Below are 21,176 nucleotides of genomic sequence, written 5' to 3' on the forward strand. Positions count from 1 at the left end.
AGTATGAACCACGAGCGAAGACCTGTTATTGCCTGGCGGTCTGCCAACACCGAACGGCCCCGGTCATCCGCAGTATTGTGCGGCGCTCCGGGGCCGAATCTTTGCCGATTCGAATGGCTTTTATCGGTTCGAATGGTGTTGTTGGAGGCGGTCAGGTTATCGGGGGGGTGATCCCGACCGCCTCCACTCAACACGTCCGCAGCGGAGTCTCCATAGCTCCGGCGGGCGCTCTCTCGGGCGCTGACAATGACTATTCGCAAGCTGCCTGAGCGTAACCTGAGAAAGCGCCAAGAGCCGGCCGTGAAACTGGGAAGCGGCCCGCGCATGCCAGTTCCAGCGCTGCTCCAGCTATGCGGGACGATTCGGGGAGAGCAGTCGCTCGACATACTTGGCTATGACGTCTACCTCGAGATTCACCGGTGCACCTACCTCGGCGCGACCCAGCGTCGTCAGATCCAACGTAGTCGGGATCAACGAGACCTCGAACCAGTCGGGCCCCAGCCCGGACACGGTCAGCGACACACCGTCGACGGTGATCGACCCCTTCTGTACGACATAGCGGGATAGCGCGGACGGGAGGGCGACCCGCACCACGGTCCAATGCTCCGAAGGTCTGCGGGACAGAACCTCGCCGGTTCCATCGACGTGACCCTGCACGATGTGCCCGCCCAACCGACTCTGCAGAGCCGCGGCGCGCTCCAGGTTCACCCGGCTCCCGACATCGATGCCGCCCAAGCTCGACCGGTTCAGCGTCTCGTCCATGACGTCGGCGGAGAACGAGCCGTCGGCCGAAACGTCGACAACTGTCAGGCACACGCCGTTGACTGCGATGGAGTCGCCGTGCCCGGTGTCCGATGTCACAATCGGCCCCCGGATGACCAGGCGGGCAGAATCACCGAGGTGCTCCCTGCCGACGACTTCGCCTAACTCTTCGACGATCCCTGTGAACACGGCACCAGCCTAGATGGTCGGAGCACCAGCCTAGATGGTCGGAGCACCAGCCTAGATGGTCGGAGCACCAGCCTAGATGGTGAGAGCACACGCCTAGGTGAAGGTGAAGACGGAACCGGCCAAGGTGAACGCACCCATTACGATGCAGGCATGCAGAACCGCCTTCTGGCGATCTTCGCCGCTCTCGTCGCCGTTGTAGCCCTCGTTGCAGGATGCTCGGATTCGTCGAAGGATTCCGCCAAAGACCTCCCCGACCCGGCCACCCTGCTGACAGCCTCGAGCGAGACCACCAAGGCCCAGACCAGCGCGCACCTCAAGCTCACCGTGCAGGGCCAGATTCCCGATCTGCCGGTCGAAACCCTCGTCGGCGATCTGACCCAGACCCCGGCGGTGGCCGCCAAGGGCACCGCCGACATCATCTTTCTGGGCCAACGGCTGCAAGACGTCGAGTTCGTGGTGTCCGACAGCGACCTCTACGCCGCGATCACCGCAGGGGGCAGCCTGTCGAATTTCGGGCCCGCTTCCGACATCTACGACGTCGCGGCAATCCTGAACCCTGACGTCGGGCTGGCCAACCTGCTGCTGAACTTCTCCGACGCCACCGCCGCGGGCCGCGAGACCGTCGAAGGCGTCGAAACCGTGCGCATCACCGGCAATGTCTCCGCCGGTGCGGTCAACAAGATCGCCCCACAGATCGCGGCGACGGGCCCGGTGCCCGGCACTGTCTGGATCGCCGAGGACGGTGACCACGAGCTCATGCAGGCCCGGCTGGAGCCCAGCCCCGGCAACAGCGTCACCATGACGCTGTCGAAGTGGGGCGAGCCGGTCACCGTCGACAAACCGGCGGTGTGATGCACGGTCTGCCTCCGGCCACCAGGTCGACGCCCGTATTGACGTCCACCAACCGCCGAATCGCGATCAGCGCGGGCAGTCTCGCCGTAGTGCTGGGCGCGCTCGACACCTATGTCGTCGTCACGATCATGACCGACATCATGGCCGACGTCGGCATCGGCGTGAATCAGATCCAGCGGGTCACTCCGATCATCACCGGCTATCTACTCGGCTATATCGCGGCGATGCCGCTGCTGGGCCGGGCTTCGGACCGGTTCGGCCGCAAGATGCTGATCCAGGTGAGCCTGACCGGGTTCGCGGTCGGATCGGTGATCACGGCGCTGTCCACCGATCTGACCGTGTTGGTCCTCGGCCGCATCATTCAGGGCACCGCCAGCGGCGCGCTGCTGCCTGTCACGCTGGCGTTGGCCGCCGATCTGTGGGCGGCCCGCAATCGCGCGGCGGTGCTCGGCGGTGTGGGTGCCGCCCAGGAATTGGGCAGCGTGCTCGGCCCGATCTACGGAATCTCCCTGGTCTGGCTGTTCCAGCATTGGCAGTCGGTGTTCTGGGTCAATGTGCCGCTGGCGGCGATCGCGATGGTGATGATCCACTTCAGCCTGCCGGGGAGGCAGAAGACCGACGAGCCAGAGAAGGTGGACGTGGTCGGCGGCCTGCTGCTGGCCGTAGCACTGGGCCTGGCGGTGATCGGGCTCTACAACCCCAAGCCGGACGGCAAGGACGTGCTGCCCAGTTGGGGACTGCCGGTATTGATCGCCGCGGCGGTCGCCGCCGTCGCGTTCTTCGTCTGGGAGAAATTCGCCCGCACTCGCCTCCTGGAACCCGCAGGTGTGCATTTCAGGCCCTTCCTCGCCGCACTTGGTGCATCGCTGGCCGCCGGGGCCGCGCTGATGGTCACTCTGGTCAACGTCGAGCTCTTCGGTCAGGGCGTCCTCGGCCAGGACCAGAACCAAGCCGCCTTCCTGCTGCTGCGATTCCTGGTGGCGCTGCCCATCGGGGCGTTGCTCGGCGGCTGGCTGGCCACTCGCATCGGCGACCGGATCATCACGTTCGCCGGCCTGCTCATCGCCGCCGGAGGCTATTTCCTGATCTCGCACTGGCCCGTGGACCTCCTGGCGGCACGCCACGACCTCGGCCTGTTCACCCTGCCCACGCTGGACACCGATCTGGCCATCGCCGGCCTCGGCCTCGGGCTGGTGATCGGCCCGTTGACGTCGGCCACGCTGCGGGTGGTACCGGCTGCTCAGCACGGCATCGCCTCGGCAGCGGTGGTGGTCGCCCGCATGATCGGCATGCTGATCGGCATCGCGGCGCTGAGCGCATGGGGGCTTTACCGTTTCAACCAGCACCTGGCCAGCCTTCCGGTCACCACGACCGGCAACACACTCGCCGAACGGTTGTCAGCCGAGGCCGGCAGAATCCGCGAGGCCTACGTGCTGCAGTATGCCGAGATTTTCACCATCACCGCGGTGGTGTGTGTGGTGGGCGCCATGCTTGGGCTGCTCATCGCTGCGCGCGACGATCACGCCGAGGAGGCGAACCCCGGCCCCGAGCCTCAGCAGCGCTCGAGCCCCCGCGCCATGAGCTGAGGTTCGTCGACCGGTCTGGATTTCTCGGTGACCGGTCTGGATTTCTCAGTGATCAGACCCCGCCACACCTCACGGATCACGGCCGTGAAGCTGCGTGCGGGGACCGAGCTGATGTTCAGCCCGTCCTGAAGTGCAGTCATGCCCTTGTCCTTTGTTCATGCGTTGATGCTGTTCATGCGTTGATGCTGTCCATGCGTTGATGCTGTCCATGTCTGGATGCTCAACTTCTCGTGCTCGAAACGATGCGCGACTCAACGGTGAATGCGCTATCTGAACGCCGGGACCCCGAAATGTATGACCGGCTTCTGGCACAAGTGTACCGAGACTGGGGCCCCGAAATCGCCCTCGCCGCCCTCGAAACAGGGTGTGAGACCGAACACCTAGATCGAAAAATATCGTCTTGGGGAACAGTTGGAAACGATTGGATAACAGGCCAATCGCTTTGTGGTTACTAGGCGGGTTTGAGGCTGAGCAGCATGTCCGGCCCCAGGGAATCCGTTCCATCGAACCGCCATCGCTGAGCATGGGCGATGCTGAGCACGCCGACGTCATCGACGGCGGCCATGGGGCCGCCCAGGAGAATCGGCGCGACGTAGGCGAGAATCCGATCGATCGCGCCGGCACGCAGGAACGCACCGGCAAGTGTCGGGCCACCCTCCAGCAGCACATCTGTGCGGTCCGACAGCGCTTTGATGACCTCGTGAGGATCACGGGTGCGGATCACCATCGTCGGGGCGTCGTCGTTTAAAACCTTTGCGTCCAGCGAAATCTCGCGCTCCCCTACCACCACGCGCAGGGGCTGCTTTTCTGCCAGGCTGCCGTCAGGCAGTCGGGCGGTCAGCGTGGGGTCGTCGACGAAGATCGTGCCGGTTCCGACCACGATCGCGTCGGCGGCGGCGCGTCGACGGTGCACGTCGGCTCGTGCCGCCTCGCTGGTGATCCACTGGCTCGTACCATCAGCGGCGGCGCTGCGTCCATCGACGCTGGTGGCGTATTTCCACGTCATATGCGGCAATCCAGTGCGCTGTTTGTGCAGCCATTCCCGCAGTGGGCCTCCGCCAACCGGTTCGGACAACACCCCGGCGGTGACGTCGACCCCGGACTCAGTCAGCCGGGCCGCACCGCCGGCCGCGATTGGGTCGGGATCCGGCACGGCGAAAACCACCGACGACACCTGTGCTGCCACAAGTGCATCGGTGCATGGCGGGGTACGGCCGAAGTGGTTGCAAGGCTCCAGGGTCATGACCGCGGTACCGCCGACCGCCCGACTGCCGGCCCGGCGCAGCGCTAACACCTCGGCATGCGGGCCACCGGCCGGTGAGGTCGCTCCGACACCTGCGACCTCGCCGTCACTATCCAGGATGACAGCGCCCACAGGTGGATTCGGGTAGGTGCGACCTTTGACCTGATCGGCCTGCGCCATAGCCGCCCGCATCGCGGCGTCGAGATTCATAACGCCAAATGTTTGGACGTGTCCGCGGCCTGCCGGCGCAGTGCCGCCACGGCGGCGGCAGGGTCGTCGGCGCTGTATACCGCCGAGCCGGCCACGAAGCAGTCGACACCGGCCTCGGCCGCCTGTTCGATGGTGTCGTCGTTGATGCCACCGTCGATCTCGACGATGACGGTCAGGTCACCCGAGTCGATGAGTCGGCGCAGGATTGCGACTTTGGGCAGGACCCCGGCGATGAACTTCTGACCGCCGAAACCCGGTTCCACGGACATGATCAGCGCGGTGTCGAAGTCTCGCAGGATCTCCAGGTACGGTTCCACCGGCGTGCCAGGCTTGATCGCCAGGCCCGCCTTGGCGCCGGCGGCACGGATGTCGCGGGCCACGCCCACCGGGTCCGCTGTTGCCTCCGCATGGATCGTCACGTTGTAAGCGCCCGCCTCCGCGTAGGGCGGCGCCCAACGCTGTGGATCATCGATCATCAGGTGGCAGTCCATGGGAATGTCGGTGACCTTCAGCAGCGATTCGACGACCGGCAGACCAAGGGTGAGGTTGGGAACGAAATGGTTGTCCATCACATCGACGTGCAGCCAGTCGGCGCCGTGCACCGCGGCTGTCTCATCGGCTAACCGAGCGAAGTCAGCGGCCAGAATAGAGGGCGCTATCAGCGGTTCTGAACCTGTTTTCGGCGCGGCACGCATGACCGTCAGCCTACTTGCAGCGCCGCGGCGAACATCGCGTCGGTACCGTGCCGGTGCGGCCACAGCTGAACGTAGGGGCCGGGCCCAAGATTGTCGGCCGGCGCGAACAACGGCCGTGCGTCCAGCGCCTGAACCTGATGCCGCCGTAGTGCATCGGCGACCACACCGACAGTTTCGACCAGGTGCGGCGAGCACGTCGCATACAGCACCACCCCGCCCGGCCTGGTCAGCTGGATTGCCGATGCCAGCAGTTCTCGCTGTAACTTTCCCAGCTGTGGCACATCACTTGGCTGGCGGCGCCACCGAGCCTCGGGCCGACGGCGCAGCGCTCCCAGACCGGTGCAGGGCGCATCGACGAGCACCCGGTCGAATCCGGGCTCCAGCCCGGACTGGCGGCCGTCCACACACAACACCTCAACCGGCAGGTTCCTGGTGTTCTCCACGACAAGGTCGGCACGGCGCGGTAGCGGCTCTACCGCGGTGACGCCGAAGTCATCGACACCGGCCGCTTGCCCTATCGCGGCCAGCAGCGCCGTCTTGCCGCCCGGCCCGGCGCACAGGTCCAGCCACCGCCCCCCATCGACCCCGTCCAACGGCGCCAGCGTCAACGCCCGGGCCACCAGTTGGCTGCCCTCGTCCTGGACCAGGGCCGTACCGTCGCGGACCGCCGCGAGCGACCCGGGATCGCCGCCGGCCAGATGCACCGCATAGGGCGAATACCGGCCGACGGTGCCGTGTACCTCCCGGGCCAACTCCGCCGCGGTGAACACGGTCGGCCTGGCCGCGAGGTGGACTTCGGGCCGGTCATCGTCGCTGGCCAACAATGCCGACAGCTCCCCCGCGTCGGCGCCCAACGCATCCGCGAAGGCCTGCGCGATCCAGCGCGGATGGGCGTGTGTGAACGCCAGATTGCCCACCGAATCGGTCGACGCCGGCGGCGCGAGCTCTTCGACCCAGTCGCGTTCGTCGCGCGCCGCGATCGTACGCAGCACACCATTGACGAATCCTGCTCGCGCCGTGTCGAATTCGACACCAGCCTGCTCAACGGTGGTCGACACCGCCGCATGGTGACCGACCCGGGTTCGCAGCAACTGGTAGCTGCCCAGCCGAAGCAGGTCCAGCAGCACCGGATCGATCTTGTCGGTCGGGCGGCCCGCAGCCCGCACGATGACCGCATCGAGCAGACCACGCGTCCGGCAGGTTCCGTAGGTGAGTTCGGTCGCGAAAGCCGCGTCACGCCCTTCGATCCCGCGTTCTCGCAGGATCGCGGGCAGCGCCAGGTTCGCGTAGGCGTCGCGCTCGGAGACCGCCCGCAACACATCGAACGCCGCTCGCCGGGCCGGGTCGAGTTCCTTGCGACCGGAGGGACGTCGCTTGCCGGGTCGGCTCATCGCGCACGTTCGCTGTCGGCCAACCGAGCACCGCGGGCCCAGTCCGCGGCGATCATCAGCTTCTTTCCCGGTGGCTGGATGCGGTCCAGCAGAACCGACCCCGATCCGGTGCCCACCCGAACACCCTCACGGGTAGCTCGAATCTCGCCCGGCTCCAGGCCTTCCGGCTCGCCGGCAGCGGCATCGTCGATGAGCTTGACCGGACCCACCTTGAATCGCAGATCCCCGATCATGGTCCAGGCGCCCGGGTGGGGTGTCACAGCGCGGATTCTGCGCTCGATCGCATGCGCGGGCAGATCCCACCGGATCCTGGCGTCATCGACGGTGATCTTGGGTGCGAGGGTTACCCCGTCTGTCGGTTGCGGCACGGCCGTGAGGATGCCGTCGGCGATCCCGTCGAGGGTGGATTCCAGCAGTGCGGCACCCGATACCGACAGCCGGCCCAGCAGATCCCCCGCGGTGTCGGTAGCGCGGATGGTCTCGGTGACCACGCCGTAGACCGGTCCGGTATCCAGACTGCGCTCGATCTGGAACGTGGTCGCACCGGTCACCGCATCCCCGGCCGCGACGGCTGCCTGCACCGGGGCTGCGCCCCGCCACGCCGGTAGAAGAGAGAAGTGCAGGTTGACCCAGCCGTTGCCGGGTACCCCGAGCAGCCCGTCGCCCAGCAGCGCACCGTAGGCAACGACAGCGCAGCAGTCCGGGGCCAGCTCCGCCAACTCGGCAACGAATTCAGCGGAATTGGGACGGGGCGGCCGCAGCAGCGGAATACCCATGGGAACGCACTCGTCCAGGGCAAGTTGTGCCACCGGCGAGGGGGCAGGGCGGCCGCGACGCCCCGCTGCGGCATCCGGACGGGTCAGCACCGCGACGACGTCGTGCCGGGTCGATTCCAGGAGCCGACGCAACGACGGCAGTGCCGGCTCGGGTGTGCCGGCGAAGACAACGCGCACCGAGCCAGTGTAGGGAGCCGTTCACCGGCGCTCCGCGCGGTCCGGCCTATTTCGGCGTCTGGTAGTACTCCCGCTCGGCAACACCGGCCAGCGGGGCGACGAACATCCACGGGATGGTGGTGAGCGACCGATTCAGTGTCGCGACCGCATCGTTGTAGTACTGACGGGCGAACGCCAGCTTGTTCTCGGTGTCAGTCAGGTTTTCCTGCAGGTTCAGGAAGTTGTTCGACGAATTGAGCTGCGGGTAGGTCTGGCCGAGGGCAAGCAGCGGCGCCAGCGCGCTGTCGAGATCCTTCTCCGCGGCGCTGCGCTGAGCGATGGACTTGCCCGTTGTCGCGGCCGTCAGCGCTGCGCGGGCATTGGTCACCTGATCCAGGATGCCCTTCTCGTGCACGGCGAACGTCTGCACCGTATGCACCAGGCTGGGTATCAGCGAAGCGCGCCGGGTGAGCTCGACGTCGATGCCGGAGAGCGCTTCGGCGACCCGGACGTCCGCGCCACGAATCTTGTTGTAGCCGAGCACAAATCCGAGCAGCACCAGTACCGCCAGGATCAGCACGACGATCAACAGGAATCTCACCATGACCCACCTCCTCCACCGCCACCACCACCGCCGCCGCCACCGCTGAAGCCGCCCCCACTCGACGAGGAGGACGACTGCGACGCGGTGTAGGCGCCGATCGACGATGACAGGGCCGATTCGAAACTGTCGAAGTTCGGAACGCCTGAACTTCCGAAGAAACCCCAGCCTGCCGCAGCCGAGGGACCGTACCAATCCGGCTGCGGCGCGGGGGTGCCGGTGGACGCCTGATACTTCTTGGCCCACAGCGCGGCTGCGCCCCCCGCGACCGCGAACGGCACGTAGGCCGAGTACAGGTCTTTTCTGGCCCCGAAGTCGAAACGGGCCTCCGCCGAGTCGGTGGCCAGCATGCGATGGAATCCGCCTGCGCGCGACCACAGCTCACGGCCTGCAGCGGTACGACGAGTGCCGACTCCGGCGTTCCATGACCCCGCCGAGAAGACGAAGAAAGCAGCGAACGGCGCGCCCCACATGGTGGCGGGAAATCCCCACCGGAAGAACGCGCAGATCATCAGAACAAACGCCAGCGCGTTGGCGGCGCGGACCCAGAGTTCCTTGTTGCGCTTGACCATCAAGCCGTCGGCCAGGGCCCATTTCTCGACGGCCTTGACCATGTCGGTCTTGGCGGTGCTGAGCTTCTCGCCCGACTTGACCGTCTTCTTGGCCTCGAACAGGGCACCGGCACGGTCCACCTTCAGCGCCGAGGCCACCGCTGCGCTGACCGAATCGACGTCAGCCCACTGGGCCGGATTGCCGACCCCGCGGACATTCCACTGCTTTTCATCGACCTGTTCGAGGGCGACGAGCTTGCGTTCCGCCAGATAGAACAGCGTCGCGGTGAGCCCGTTGTTGGGAACGGCCTCGGTGCGGATGTATTCGGTCTGAACCGGCCCCAACCCGGGCGGCGGCCCGTACTGCAACGGGAAACCCGGCGAGCGCTCGAGCGTCGTGCGATACCACAGCAATCCGCCGAGACCCAAGAGTGCGCTCAGCCCGGCTGCCCAGATCACGCCGGTCACCGACTGCCCGAGAATCGCATCCCAGGCGAACGACCACGGCACGGTGCTCCGCGGCGGAGTGGGGAGGTCCACCCCGGCCCGCACCGTCACCGGTGTGCGGGGAAGCAAGTCGGTGGCCGACAGGGCCACTGTGGTGCCGCTGACGGTCAGGTCGTCGCACGCGCGACCCACCCCGTAGCCCACTGAGCACTGCGCGGCCCCGACTTCGGCGGGAAGGGTGATGGTGATGTCGGCCCGGTCGATGCGGTTGTTCCAGGACGGCGCGATCACGTTCCAGAAAAAAACTGACGGCGCACTCGTGGATCCAGCATCGGAGAACGCTGCGCCGGTGGACTCGGCGAACAGGTTGTCCGCACCGACCTCGCCGGGGTCGAGGACGCCGGGGATGGTGTAGCGAATCTCGAAGACATGGGTTCCGGGTCTGAGCGTGCGATCGGGATCCCCGATCTTGGCCACCCTGAACCGCTCGCCGTCTTCCCACAGCATCTGGTATCGCGCAGGCTTGCCGTCCAGCAGCACCGAGGTGATCTCTGGCGGCTGACGCACGTTGGGGTCGTTCTTGTTGGTGACGTCCCAGTAGCGGAATAGGCCGTGGCGGCCGCCGGGAAACTCCGTGGTGATCGTCTCCACGGAACTCATCTCTCCCGCGCCGTCGATCGAGATGTCGACGTCGTAGTCGGTGATCACCACCGGGTCGTAAACAACCGAGGAGCCCGCTGACTCGGTTCCACCCTGGAAGACCACGGGCCACATCAGCCCAATTCCGATGACAACCAATGGGATCAGCCACTTGAACAGGCGCCTCATGCTCACCCCTCTGTTCCGGTGCCGTCGGGATCACCCTATGTGCAGTGGGTCGATCTGCACATCACAAGCGGCTGAACTGCACGTACACCCTATATCGAACCTCCATTGATTTTCATTCCACCGAGGCAGCTCACTCATGACCAGCCGCCCAAAGGTCGATTACGTACCTCTAGCTCGCCTATACCCCAAAGAACTCACGGGTTCCGGCAAGGGGCACCGGCCTAACAATTAGCCGCCAGGGCCGGTGGGGCAAGTTCAAACAAATTGCGCGCCCTCGCAATTGAGCGATGAAGACTTCGACACCCCGACTGCCAACGCCTTGGCAATCGGCGAAGGGATTGGCGCGGGCCCTCGAGTAACGCGGGCCCTTGAGTAAGCTGGGGCGATGCGATTCTCGGTGTGGCCTGGCGCTGCGCAGCCCTGGCAGGATCTTGTCGCCCTCGCCAGACAGGCGGACACCGGTTTCTGGCATTGCGTGTACGTGTTCGATCACTTCATGCCCAGCGGTTACCTTCGAGAAGACGAGACTGGAATGCTGGAGGCCACCGGGGCGCTCGCAGCGTTGGCGGGTTCCACCTCGCGGGTTCGGTTGGCTCCGCTGGTGCTGTCGATGACTTACCGGCATCCGGCGGTGCTGGCCAACTGGGCAGCGACCGTCGACCACATCAGCGACGGCAGGCTCACCCTCGGATTGGGCGCGGGCTGGCAGGTCAATGAGCACGAACACTACGGACTGGAGCTGGGCCGGCCTGGTGAGCGGGTGGACCGGTTCGCCGAGGGGCTGACTGTTATCCGTGGCCTGCTCAACCAGCCGCGGACAACCTTCGACGGCAAGTACTACCGGCTCGACGACGCACCGTGCGATCCGAAGCCGGTGCAGTCGCCATTGCCATTGCTGATCGGCGGGACCGGCCCGCGAATGTTGCGTCTGGTCGCCCGATACGCCGATGAGTGGAATTGCTGGTCGGCCCCGGGCAGTTTTCGGGAGACTGCCGATAAGTTGGATGTCGCGTGTGCAGAGGTGGGCCGCGACCCCTCGACGATTGTGCGGTCCACTCAAGCATTGATCATCGTGACCGACTCATCAGCGGGCGAACGCCAAGCGGCGGCGATTGCGGAGAAGTCGCCGCTGCCGGTGATTTACGGCCCGCCAGCTCGCATCGTCGAAGCCGCGGCACGCTGGCGCGAGGAGGGCGTGGATGAAGTGATCATCCCTGACCGGGCGATGTCAGTCGACCAGCGCGGCGATGCCTACGACGCACTCGCTGACGCGTTAGGGGAGCTGTCCTAGCCGGGGCTCGGCCGCGTCAGGTTGAGGAGTGACTATCAAAGCTAAGCCTGGCCCGGTGGTGAACTTGCGTAATCCCACGACACGGTTTTGAGGGGCGTCATGCGAATGTAAGCGGCGCCGGGTCTCGGTGTGGTGGGCCATTGGGACTCCGGCACCCCCCGGGCCCGGGCGCCTTCTCTTGCGAGCTGAAGTGCTTCGATTTCTTCGCGGACGATGTGTGCGTGACCCTGGAACATCACTCCCCGGATATCCGCCATCGTGGAGCCGTCTTCGAGCAAGATGCTCACGTTCGGGTTCTTTTCCACGTTGGCAACTTTGCGTGTCCCATCCCGTACGCCCATGATGATGTCGCGGCCAAGGCGAAAGTACCCAAGGGGTACGGTATGCGGAAATCCGTCGTTGTCGATGGTGCTCAGCATGGCCCAGCTTGGGCGGCTATCGAGATACTCCGAAATTTGTTCGTCGCTCAATTTCCGCGGCATCAAACCAGCGTAGCAAGACCGAGCCCGCCGCTATGCGTGGCGGTTCGGCGAAATCAACTTTGGTGCGCCAGCGGCCTCTATAGTCACAGATACTTTGTCGCGCAGAGGATTTCGTCATTTCATAAACCGCCGCGGTCGAAGCGGAAGGCGAAACAACCAGGTCCGCAACGCATCTATGACCACCGGCCGCGACACCGCCATCGATTCTCCCCGACAACATGGCGTTCTACTCGAGACCCCGAAGGGCTGACGTAAGGCCGCATTCATCTGCGGCCCTCAGACCAACAGCGGCACAATGACCAGCGACAACAGCGCCATACCAGCAACGACCGGCCAAAGCGCACCGGCCAGCACAGCGAACGCTACGCGAGTAAGAGGCCTTGCTTCTGTGCTTGGATCGGAGAACGGGATGGCGCCGCCGATCACTGCCAGTGCAATAACGAGCGCGCCGCACAGGTACGTGACGAGCACTTGGATCACCTCAATCTGTTCGCGGGCTACTTCGCTCCATACTGCAGAGATACGCTGTGCTCCACCCAATGGCGGCCTAAGCCCAACCTGTGGAGTCGGTAACGGAACATGCACGGCCAGGACACTTTTCGGATTTGGGTGGGGCCATCTCTAGCTCGTCGGACACGCTGCTGCAATTTCGACGCTCTGAGCGAGGTCAGTTCGTAACGCTGCGTAGACGAGGTCGGAGAGGCGCCGTTTGAGCACCCTAGCGGCGGGTGTGCCATCGGTGCCCTGCAGCCCTTCGGCGGGCCGATCGAGACGCCCGCCATGCAGCGGATCGCAGAGCACGGCGTGCGGTACTCGAACTTCCACACCACCGCATTGTGCTCGCCGACGCGCTCGAGCATGCTCAACGGCCGCAACGCGACATCGAACAACATGGCCTGTATCACCGAGGCATCGGCGGGCTTCCCGGGTTTCTCGGGTCGTATCCCGTTCGAGAACGGCATGATCTCCGAGGTGCTCAATGCGCAGGGGTGGGACACCTACGCGCTGGGCAAGTGGCATCTCACCCCCAGCGACGAGAGCGACGCCTCGTCGTGGAAGGGGCGCTGGCCGCTGGGTCGCGGGTTCGAACGGTTCTACGGCTTTCTGGGTGGCGCGACCCACCAGTGGTATCCAGACCTGGTCTACGACAACCATGCCGTCGAACCGCCCGCTACCCCCGAGCAGGGCTATCACCTGTCGGCCGATCTGGCGGACAAGGCGATCAGATTTGTCCGCGACGCCAAGGCGGTTGCGCCACAGAAGCCCTGGTTCATGTATTTCTGCCCGGGCTGCGCACAAGCGCCCCACCACGTTTTCCAAGAGTGGGCCGATCGCTACCGGGGACGCTTCGATGAAGGCTACGAGGCGATCCGGGAGCAGATCCTGGCCAACCAGAAGCGGATGGGACTGCTGGGCGACCAGGTAGAGCTCTCACCGATCAACCCGCACGGCGAACCGGACGTGACCGGTCCGGACGGCCAGCCCTGGCCCGCACTGGACTTCGTTCGGCCATGGGATTCGCTCAACGACGACGAGCGGCGGCTGTTTAGCCGGATGGCCGAGGCGTACGCGGGCTTCGTGTCCTACACCGATGCCGACCATCTGGAGGAGTCCGAGCAGCTGGATAACACCATCATCGTCGTGGTCTCCGACAACGGTGCCAGTGGCGAGGGCGGCCCCAACGGTTCGTTCAACGAGAACAAGTTCTTCAACAATATCCCCGACACCGTCGAGGAAAACCTCGACCGGATTGACGATCTGGGCGGGCCGAGTGCGTACAACCACTACAACACCGGGTGGGCGTGGGCGTTCGACACCCCGTTCCCCTACTGGAAGCGCTTCGCCGGCTATGAGGGTGGGGTAGCGGATCCGCTGATCGTCTCGTGGCCCGCCGGCATCGCCGCGCGCGGTGAGATCCGCGACCAATACGTACATGCCGTGGATGTGGTTCCCACGCTGTATGACCTGATGGGCGTGGCACCTCCCGAGGTTCTCAACGGCTGGACCCGAATGGCTGCCCAGATCACCGACGATCACATCGCGACCTTTGCCACTGAGTCGACCTGGGATGGCTTGGCCGACGCGCTCATCGACAAGTACGAGGCAATCGCGAGTCGCATCGTCCTCTACAACGCCCTCGGTGATCCTGAGCGTTTCGAGCGTTACGGTCAGGTCGCCCAACGCATATCACTGACGGCGTAGCCAGTTCGGCGGGTTGAAGGTCGAGGACTCCAAACGCCTCAAGCAGCGGGGAAACCCTGCGCCCGCCCTCAGGAGACCCGTATCCAGGGGTCGCAGTTCTCGGTCTTGAAGACCACTGCTGTTTCCGAAATCTTCGCGTACATCGGGCCCAACGAAGAATTCGCGTCGACTATGTCATCAGGACTCGCCGCAGGTGTGCTGTGCGTTGACCATGAGCAAAATGAGATCGGGGACACATTGCCGAAAACAAAAATCAGGGGAGTCGAAGGCCCCTGCGTTTGATAGGTACCCGGCGCAATATCAGGCCCCACCTGAAAGACCCCATTTCCGGGGATTGGGCCACCCGGTTCGGCAAAAACCGGTGCGGCAAACGCGATTGTTGCGGCACAGGCAACGAGCCCGGCCGATGCGCGAAACCCATTCGCTGGGTGCATTTTTCCTTCTCTTATCGGATTTGTCCTAGTTCCAGCGTATGCGCAGGTGCGCTGGAGCACGACATGATTGGTGAAGAATGCCCAACTTTCGCCGCACCTTGCAGGTGACGACTTCGACCGCGCAGTTCCGTCACTCCGGTTCAATTGACTTGATCAACGTGTCCCATATGCCCTACCCCCTGAGCTACGTGTGCAGATTGATTCTCGTTGGGTGTGGCTGCCCAACTTGGGTTTACCGATTGATCACGAGTAGTGATGTGGTACAGCATAATTCAAGTTCAGGGCGAGTCCGCTGGCTAGCCAATCTGCACCGGGTCGATCTGCACACGAACGGGCTCCTGATCGTGGCGCGCACTCTGGATCGCGCTTGCCCGGCGCAGCGCTGCCGCCAGTTCCAGGCCGCCATTGCGTGGCACCCGCAGCAACATTCTGCTGACCGGCAGGTCTGCCGCAACACCGGGAGGTCTGCGAGCCCCCAACGGCAGGTCCACCGGCCCGATCCGCTCGCACACCTGCGGCAGCTCGACAGAGTCCAACAGCGCCGACACCGCGGCAGGGGTACCGTCCAGCGCCGCGAGGTGCACCGCAGGAGGCAGGCCTACTTCGCCGCGTGAATCGAGTTCGAGTTCGGCATGCCCGATCGGATCCCAGCGGATGAGCGCCTGCACGGTAGCTAGAGCGGATTCCGCGACGACCACGACGACGCCGCCCTCATCACGGCTGCGAACCAGCGCGGCTGCCGCCATCCAGCGCCGCAGCGTGTCCTCGGCCGCACGGAGGTCCTGTCTGCCCAGCAGAGCCCAGCCGTCCAGCAACAACGCGGCGCCGTAACCACCTGCTGGCGTCGGCTCCACACCAGGAGTAGTGACCACCAATGCGGGGCGCTGCGGCACGCGGGCCACCACTTCCCCACCCCCCGACGTGATCACCGATACTCCGGGAAAAGTCCGGCCCAGCTCCTCAGCGGTGCGGCGCGCACCGACGACGACGGCACGTACCGCATCGGAACCGCACCGCGCGCACCTCAGCGCCAACTCCTCACGACCGCACCATCGGCATACCGCGCCGGGGGCGTCGCGACCAGGCAGCGACAGGGGCCCGGTGCACTGCCGGCACCTGGCGATGGTGCGGCAGCGTGCACACGCCAGCGCGGGCACATAGCCGCGCCGGGGCACCTGGACCAACACCGGCGAACCGGCAGCCAGCGAAGTTCGCGCCGCATCCAGGGCCACCGAAGGGAGCCTCGCGGTGTGCGCGGCCGGGTCTCGTTGCTGGGCATGGGCGCTGTCCTCCAGCGCGACCACGCGCGGTGCCCGTATCCGCAGCGCCTGTCGCGGCGCTACCAAGTCGTGCGCCCAGCCGCTTCGGACCAGCGCTTGCACTTCGGCGGTGCGCGCGTAACCACCGATCAGCGCTGCGCATCGCACTTGGTGGGCGCGCAGCATCGCCACCTCGCGGGCGTGGGGATAGGGTGCGCGCGGTTCAGCCAGTGAATCGTCGCCGTCGTCCCACACCATCACCAGCCCCAGCTCCGCCACCGGGGCGAAGACCGCGCTGCGAGTGCCGATCACCAACCGAACGTCACCGCGCAGCACAGACAGCCAGCGCCGGTAGCGTTCGGCGGGCCCCAGGCCTGCCGACAACGCGACCACTCTGGACTCGTCCACCACGGTGACCGCGGCGGCGTACAGCCGATCCACATCGCGTTGATCAGGAACCACCGCGAGCACACCGCGACCCGCGTTCACGGTCACCGCTGCCGCCTCGGCCAGCCGCTGCAACCATGACTCACCCGGCAACGCCTGCCAACCCGCCCGCGCGGCGCGGCCGTCACCCAGCGCCGCGATGAACTGCGCTCCACCGCCATAATCGGACCAACCCGATCCGTCTGGGGGTTGTGCAGAACTGGTCACCATCGGGTCGAGTTTCGGTGGGGCCTTCTTCTCCACGCTGGCGTGCCGCGGCGGCACCGCCAGACGCAGCACGTCGGCGCGGGTTCCGGCGTACCGGGCGGCGACGGCGTCGACCAGGCGGCGTACATCCTGGGTGAGCACCCGTTCCGCCGAGACCACCTTGTCGAGCCAGCCGAGCTTGCCGACATGATCTGTTTCCGAACGTCTTTCGAGGACGAAGGCGTCAACCAGTCGGCCGTGGAATCGGACCCGCACCCGAACCCCCGGCTGGGCGTCGTCTGATTGCTCGGCCGACACCAAATAGTCGAACTCGCGGTCCAGGTGCGGCACCGTCAACATAGGCAGGACCCGAGCGACCGGCTCGTGCTCGGCGGCATGCCGGGTCGTCATCATCAGACGAACGTACTAAACCGCAGCGCGATGACCGCTCTGCCAATGGCCGTAACGGGCGGGTGCGTACGGTTTGTGCCATGTCCCTGGATGACGCCCTGAAGCAGGTGCTCGAGGTTGTTCCGTTTCAGCTGACCACCGACGGCGGCCCAGAGCAGGCGCGCGAGCGTTTCGCCGCGCTTCCCCGACAATCGGTGCATCCCCAGGTGACCGTCCACGAACGCAGTATCGACGGCCCCGGCGGCGCGATCCCGGTGCGCGTCTACCGCCCCCCGTCGGATAAATCCGTGCTGCCGGTGGTCGTCTTCATCCACGGCGGCGGGTGGTCGGTTGGCGACCTGGACAGCTACGACGGATCGGCACGCCTGCACGCGGTCGGTGCCGAGTCGGTGGTCGTGTCGATCGACTACCGGCTGGCACCCGAGCATCCGTTCCCCGCCGCAGTCGACGACGTATGGGCAGCCACCCAATGGGTGGCCCAGTACGCCGACCAACTCGGCGCCGACCCCGATCGCCTGGGAGTGGCCGGCGACTCCGCCGGCGGGAACCTCGCTGCGGTGGTGGCACAACTCGCCCGCGACGCTTCGATCCCGATACGGTTTCAGCTGCTCTGGTATCCGTCGACGACGTTCGACACCTCACTGCCGTCGTTCACCGAGAACGCCGAGGCTCCCATCCTCACGCTGGCGGCGTGCAAGGGCTTCACCCGCTGGTATGTCGGCGACTCCGATATTTCCCCCCCGCCTGCCACCCTGGTTCCGGCCGGGGGCGATCTGTCGGGTCTGCCCCCGACCTACATCGCCGTCGCCGGTCACGATCCATTGCGTGACGACGGGGTCCGGTATTCCGAACTGCTCGCCGAGGCGGGGGTACAGGTCGAACTGCACAACGCCGAATCGCTGGTGCACGGCTACATCGCCTACGCCGGCGTGGTGCCCGCGGCGACCGAGGCCACCGAACGCGGACTGCAGGCCTTGCGGGCGGCACTAACCTGAGGCCATGACCGAACCCCGCCGCCGTGCCTGACCAGACCGTGCCTGACCAGACCGTGCCCGACCACGACATTGTGATCGTAGGCGCCGGTTTCTCGGGCATCGGGACGGCGATTCAGCTCGACCGGTCGGGCCTGGGCGACTACCTGATCGTCGAAGCCGGCGATGGCCCCGGCGGCACCTGGTACTGGAATACCTACCCCGGAATCGCGGTCGACATTCCGTCGTTCTCGTATCAATTTTCTTTCGAGCAGAGCGCATCGTGGTCGCGGACCTACGCGCCCGGCGACGAGCTTCAGGCCTACGCCGCGCACTGTTTCGACAAGTACGGGCTGCGACCGAAGACGCGGTTCGGTACCAATGTTCTCGGCGCGGACTTCGATGATGCACAAGGACTTTGGCGAATCCGCATGGATTCCGGGTTCGGGCCGGAAACCGTTACGGCAAGGTTCCTGGTCAACGCCAGCGGGGTGCTGACAGTGCCGAACCCGCCCGACATCCCCGGTGTCGATTCGTTCGCCGGGGCAACCGTGCACACCGCACGCTGGGACCACGACCAGGAACTCTCCGGCAAGCGCGTCGCCATCATCGGGACCGGCGCATCCGCGGTCCAGGTGATCCCCGAGATCGCGCCGATGGTCGAGCGGCTCACCGTCTTCCAGCGCACCCCGATCTGGTGTTTTCCGAAGTTCGACGTCCCATTGTCGGGCACAGCGCGGCGGATGATGCGCCTGCCGGTTGCCAGGGCCCTGCAGCGCCTGCTCAGCCAGGCCTACGTGGAGGTGACGTTCCCGCTGGCCGCGCAGTACTTCACCGTCAACCCGTTGGCCCGACGGACGGACCTGCTCGGTAGGGCATACCTGCGCAAGCAGGTCCACGATCCGGCCATCAGGGACCAACTCACTCCCAACTACGCGGTGGGCTGCAAGCGGCCGGGTTTCCACAACACCTACCTGTCGACTTTCAACCGCGACAACGTCGATCTGGTGACCGAGCCCATCGACAAGATCATCGAGTCCGGCGTCGCTACCACCGACGGAAGCCTGCACGAGGCTGACGTGCTGATCCTGGCCACCGGCTTCAAGGTATTGGGCGTCCAGGATGACGAAACCTCGGCTCCGACGTTCCCGGTGACCGGCCGCGGGGGCCGCTCGCTGGCCCGGTTCTGGGAGGAGAACCGTCTGCAAGCCTATGAGGGTGTCAGCGTGCCGGGCTTCCCAAACTTCTTCACCGTATTCGGGCCTTACGGCTACGTGGGCTCGTCCTACTTCGCATTGATCGAAGCGCAGACCCACCACATCGTCCGATGCCTGGATGCGGCCCATCGCCGACGTGCCACCCGCGTGGAGGTGCGGCAGGAGGCCAACGATCGCTACTTCGCCGAAATGATGAGCAAGCGGCACCGCCAGATTTTCTGGCAGGACAGCTGCCAGCTGGCCAACAGCTACTACTTCGACCGGCACGGCGACGTACCGCTGCGGCCGGCCACCACGTTCGAGGCGTACTGGCGCAGCCGCCGTTTCCCGATCGAGGACTACGAGTTCGTGTCCTGAACGCTTGGGTCAGCTTCTGTCGGGGTGCGGTGCCGTGGGCGGCGAATCGGTGTCATCGGCCACATCGACGTCCTCGCCCAACGCCGGCTCCAGCGCGATGCTCGGCGATCGCCGGTCGCCGGGGCGCATCGGGGCGTCGGCGTCGGTGGACTGCAGATGTACCACCTCGCCCACCGCTCGGCGTAGCCCGGGTGGCCCCTCGACGCGAAGGAATTCGCCGATCCTTCCGGCACGGTAGCGCAACGGCGACCCGAGGAACTCGCCCAGCACCACCCCGCTGCCGAGGGCCAGCGCGACCGCGACCGCCGCGACGAGCTGCCTGAGACCGTCATCGAAATCCTTCGTGTCGACGGCCAGATAGAACACTGCCCGGAAGACCGCCAGGCCGGGCAGCATGGGCATGATGCCGGCGGTCGCGGTCACCAGCGCCGGCGCCTTTCGGCGGATCGAGATCAGGGTCGCGATCAGGCCGACCCCGGCCGCGGCGAATCCGCTGGCGACCACCTGTCCGAACCCCGCCTCGCCCAGACCGATCAACACCAACTCGGCGAGCCCAGCGACGATCGCGGCTATGCCGACCGAGCGCAGCGGCGCGTAGCTCGCCACCGTGAAACAGGCACCCGCCAGCGCCGCGCCGATCACGGCGAGGGATATCGTCAACGGCCGGTTCGGGACGATGAACATCTCCGTCGCATCGACGTTCAGTTCGATCGTCACGCCAATGACCGCGGAGATCTGAAGACCGGCCAGGATACCTACGACGATCCCCGCCGTCAGAAACACCGCCTCGCCGAGCCGGGTGACCGCGGTGACCATGTATCCGGTCACCGCGTCCTGCATCGCGCCGACCAATGTCATTCCCGACAGCAGCATCACGATGCCGGTAGCGACCAGCGCCGTCGGCCCCTGGTCGGCGAAATAGTAGGCCGCAACCGCCACCAGGGTCGCGATCATGGCGCCGACCACGTTCTGGAAGAAGAACGGGGTCCCGATCCGGTTGAGCAGCCGTCCAGTCCGGTCGATCGCCGCCGCGGTGACGGCGGCCAGGACACACGTGAGCCAGTTGCCCCCCAACAGCATCGCGATACCGAGCCCGAAGCCCGCCCACCCGGCGGTCGCGATCCAGCGGGGGTACGGGTGCGGCCGCTCGGTCAACTCGTCCATCGATTCGTGGGCCTCATCGACGGTGACCCCGCCGGAGGTGATCCGCTGAACCAGCCGATCGAGCTCGGCCACCCGGGTGTAGTCCGTCGCCCGGGCCTGCACGGACCGCACGATGGTGATGGGCGGGCTATCCGCGGTCGGCAGCGCCGACACGAAGACGGTGCTCACGAACACCTCGACCACGCAGTCGTTGAGGCGGTAGGCCCGGGCGACGTCCTGCGCGGTGGCGACGACGTCTGCGGTCCCCGCGCCGGAGGACAACATCACTTCGGCGAGACGGATCGTGAGGTCCAGCACCTTGCGGGTGTGCAGATCACCCATCACGTTCTGGGTGCGGATGCGCTGACCAGCAAGGGGTGCTGGATCGCGCCGACCGCGAAGTGCATTCTGCAGGCCACGGCCGAATCGGGCCGTGCCGCCTGTGCTATCTCGCACCATTGCCCAGCAGAATACTGATGCCCTGCCCTG

18 protein-coding genes and 1 pseudogene are annotated in these 21,176 nt (G+C 65.8%); 6 read left to right on the top strand and 13 right to left on the bottom strand.

Annotation, left to right across the window (positions count from 1 at the left end):
- Positions 1 to 348: 348 nt before the first annotated feature.
- Positions 349 to 951, bottom strand: coding sequence for a riboflavin synthase (locus ACPGXI_RS03255; RefSeq protein WP_526649744.1), 603 nt, complete (start codon positions 949 to 951; stop codon positions 349 to 351).
- Positions 952 to 1,101: 150 nt separating this feature from the next.
- Here ACPGXI_RS03255 and ACPGXI_RS03260 point away from each other — a divergent pair, with 150 nt between their 5' ends.
- Positions 1,102 to 1,803 carry an LppX_LprAFG lipoprotein gene (locus tag ACPGXI_RS03260; RefSeq protein ID WP_526649745.1) on the top strand — a complete coding sequence of 234 codons (702 nt, stop codon included), beginning with the start codon at positions 1,102 to 1,104 and terminating at the stop codon, positions 1,801 to 1,803.
- Positions 1,803 to 3,389 carry an MFS transporter gene (locus ACPGXI_RS03265; RefSeq protein ID WP_526649816.1) on the top strand — a complete coding sequence of 529 codons (1,587 nt, stop codon included), beginning with the start codon at positions 1,803 to 1,805 and terminating at the stop codon, positions 3,387 to 3,389. The genes ACPGXI_RS03260 and ACPGXI_RS03265 overlap by 1 nt, the downstream gene beginning before the upstream one ends.
- Here the strand turns inward: ACPGXI_RS03265 and ACPGXI_RS03270 are convergent.
- The 7 genes from ACPGXI_RS03270 to ACPGXI_RS03300 all read right to left on the bottom strand — a co-directional run bounded on the left by ACPGXI_RS03270 (position 3,356) and on the right by ACPGXI_RS03300 (position 10,287).
- Positions 3,356 to 3,529 carry a hypothetical protein gene (locus tag ACPGXI_RS03270; RefSeq protein WP_526649747.1) on the bottom strand — a complete coding sequence of 58 codons (174 nt, stop codon included), beginning with the start codon at positions 3,527 to 3,529 and terminating at the stop codon, positions 3,356 to 3,358. The genes ACPGXI_RS03265 and ACPGXI_RS03270 overlap by 34 nt on opposite strands.
- 311 nt (positions 3,530 to 3,840) lie before the next feature.
- A complete protein-coding gene (gene ribD, locus ACPGXI_RS03275) occupies positions 3,841 to 4,842 on the bottom strand; it encodes a bifunctional diaminohydroxyphosphoribosylaminopyrimidine deaminase/5-amino-6-(5-phosphoribosylamino)uracil reductase RibD (RefSeq protein WP_526649749.1) in 1,002 nt (333 codons plus the stop codon).
- Positions 4,839 to 5,537 (bottom strand): ribulose-phosphate 3-epimerase, encoded by a 699-nt coding sequence (rpe, locus tag ACPGXI_RS03280; RefSeq protein WP_526649751.1) that lies wholly within the window; start codon positions 5,535 to 5,537, stop codon positions 4,839 to 4,841. Before rpe ends, ribD begins: the two co-directional genes overlap by 4 nt.
- Before the next feature lie 5 nt (positions 5,538 to 5,542).
- On the bottom strand, positions 5,543 to 6,928 hold the full coding sequence (locus tag ACPGXI_RS03285; protein WP_526649753.1) for a transcription antitermination factor NusB: 1,386 nt from the start codon (positions 6,926 to 6,928) through the stop codon (positions 5,543 to 5,545).
- The gene (gene fmt, locus ACPGXI_RS03290; protein WP_526649755.1) at positions 6,925 to 7,881 is read right to left on the bottom strand and encodes a methionyl-tRNA formyltransferase; all 957 of its coding nucleotides are present in this window, start codon (positions 7,879 to 7,881) and stop codon (positions 6,925 to 6,927) included. The genes ACPGXI_RS03285 and fmt overlap by 4 nt, the downstream gene beginning before the upstream one ends.
- Positions 7,882 to 7,927: 46 nt before the next feature.
- Positions 7,928 to 8,464, bottom strand: coding sequence for a LemA family protein (locus ACPGXI_RS03295; protein WP_526649756.1), 537 nt, complete (start codon positions 8,462 to 8,464; stop codon positions 7,928 to 7,930).
- Positions 8,458 to 10,287, bottom strand: coding sequence for a DUF2207 family protein (locus ACPGXI_RS03300; RefSeq protein WP_526649758.1), 1,830 nt, complete (start codon positions 10,285 to 10,287; stop codon positions 8,458 to 8,460). Before ACPGXI_RS03300 ends, ACPGXI_RS03295 begins: the two co-directional genes overlap by 7 nt.
- Before the next feature lie 385 nt (positions 10,288 to 10,672).
- Between ACPGXI_RS03300 and ACPGXI_RS03305 the strand changes: the two genes are divergently transcribed.
- Positions 10,673 to 11,578: a TIGR03560 family F420-dependent LLM class oxidoreductase gene (locus tag ACPGXI_RS03305; protein WP_526649760.1), complete on the top strand. Its 906-nt coding sequence runs from the start codon at positions 10,673 to 10,675 to the stop codon at positions 11,576 to 11,578.
- 41 nt (positions 11,579 to 11,619) lie between these two features.
- Here ACPGXI_RS03305 and ACPGXI_RS03310 read toward each other — a convergent pair whose 3' ends face one another.
- Both ACPGXI_RS03310 and ACPGXI_RS03315 read right to left on the bottom strand, forming a co-directional pair.
- Positions 11,620 to 12,060, bottom strand: a complete 441-nt coding sequence (locus ACPGXI_RS03310) for a pyridoxamine 5'-phosphate oxidase family protein (RefSeq protein WP_526649762.1) — start codon at positions 12,058 to 12,060, stop codon at positions 11,620 to 11,622.
- 276 nt (positions 12,061 to 12,336) lie between these two features.
- Positions 12,337 to 12,531, bottom strand: coding sequence for a hypothetical protein (locus ACPGXI_RS03315; protein WP_526649763.1), 195 nt, complete (start codon positions 12,529 to 12,531; stop codon positions 12,337 to 12,339).
- Between the two features lie 267 nt (positions 12,532 to 12,798).
- Between ACPGXI_RS03315 and ACPGXI_RS03320 the strand changes: the two are divergent.
- Positions 12,799 to 14,118: pseudogene (locus ACPGXI_RS03320) on the top strand (sulfatase-like hydrolase/transferase); the annotation flags it as partial.
- A gap of 212 nt (positions 14,119 to 14,330) precedes the next feature.
- On the opposite strand, the gene ACPGXI_RS03325 reads toward ACPGXI_RS03320, so the two are convergent.
- Together ACPGXI_RS03325 and ACPGXI_RS03330 are read right to left on the bottom strand one after the other, a co-directional pair.
- Positions 14,331 to 14,696 (bottom strand): Rv1352/Rv1906c domain-containing protein, encoded by a 366-nt coding sequence (locus ACPGXI_RS03325; RefSeq protein ID WP_526649765.1) that lies wholly within the window; start codon positions 14,694 to 14,696, stop codon positions 14,331 to 14,333.
- 296 nt (positions 14,697 to 14,992) lie between these two features.
- On the bottom strand, positions 14,993 to 17,002 hold the full coding sequence (locus ACPGXI_RS03330) for a primosomal protein N' (RefSeq protein WP_526649767.1): 2,010 nt from the start codon (positions 17,000 to 17,002) through the stop codon (positions 14,993 to 14,995).
- Between the two features lie 77 nt (positions 17,003 to 17,079).
- Between ACPGXI_RS03330 and ACPGXI_RS03335 the strand changes: the two genes are divergently transcribed.
- Both ACPGXI_RS03335 and ACPGXI_RS03340 read left to right on the top strand, forming a co-directional pair.
- Positions 17,080 to 17,994, top strand: a complete 915-nt coding sequence (locus ACPGXI_RS03335; RefSeq protein ID WP_526649769.1) for an alpha/beta hydrolase — start codon at positions 17,080 to 17,082, stop codon at positions 17,992 to 17,994.
- A gap of 53 nt (positions 17,995 to 18,047) precedes the next feature.
- A complete protein-coding gene (locus ACPGXI_RS03340; protein WP_526649818.1) occupies positions 18,048 to 19,544 on the top strand; it encodes a flavin-containing monooxygenase in 1,497 nt (498 codons plus the stop codon).
- Positions 19,545 to 19,553: 9 nt separating this feature from the next.
- On the opposite strand, the gene ACPGXI_RS03345 is transcribed toward ACPGXI_RS03340, so the two are convergent.
- On the bottom strand, positions 19,554 to 21,146 hold the full coding sequence (locus tag ACPGXI_RS03345) for a threonine/serine exporter family protein (RefSeq protein ID WP_526649771.1): 1,593 nt from the start codon (positions 21,144 to 21,146) through the stop codon (positions 19,554 to 19,556).
- Positions 21,147 to 21,176: the final 30 nt, after the last annotated feature.

Origin of the sequence: Mycobacterium sp. (assembly GCF_049608025.1) — a bacterium.
GTDB lineage: Bacteria > Actinomycetota > Actinomycetes > Mycobacteriales > Mycobacteriaceae > Mycobacterium.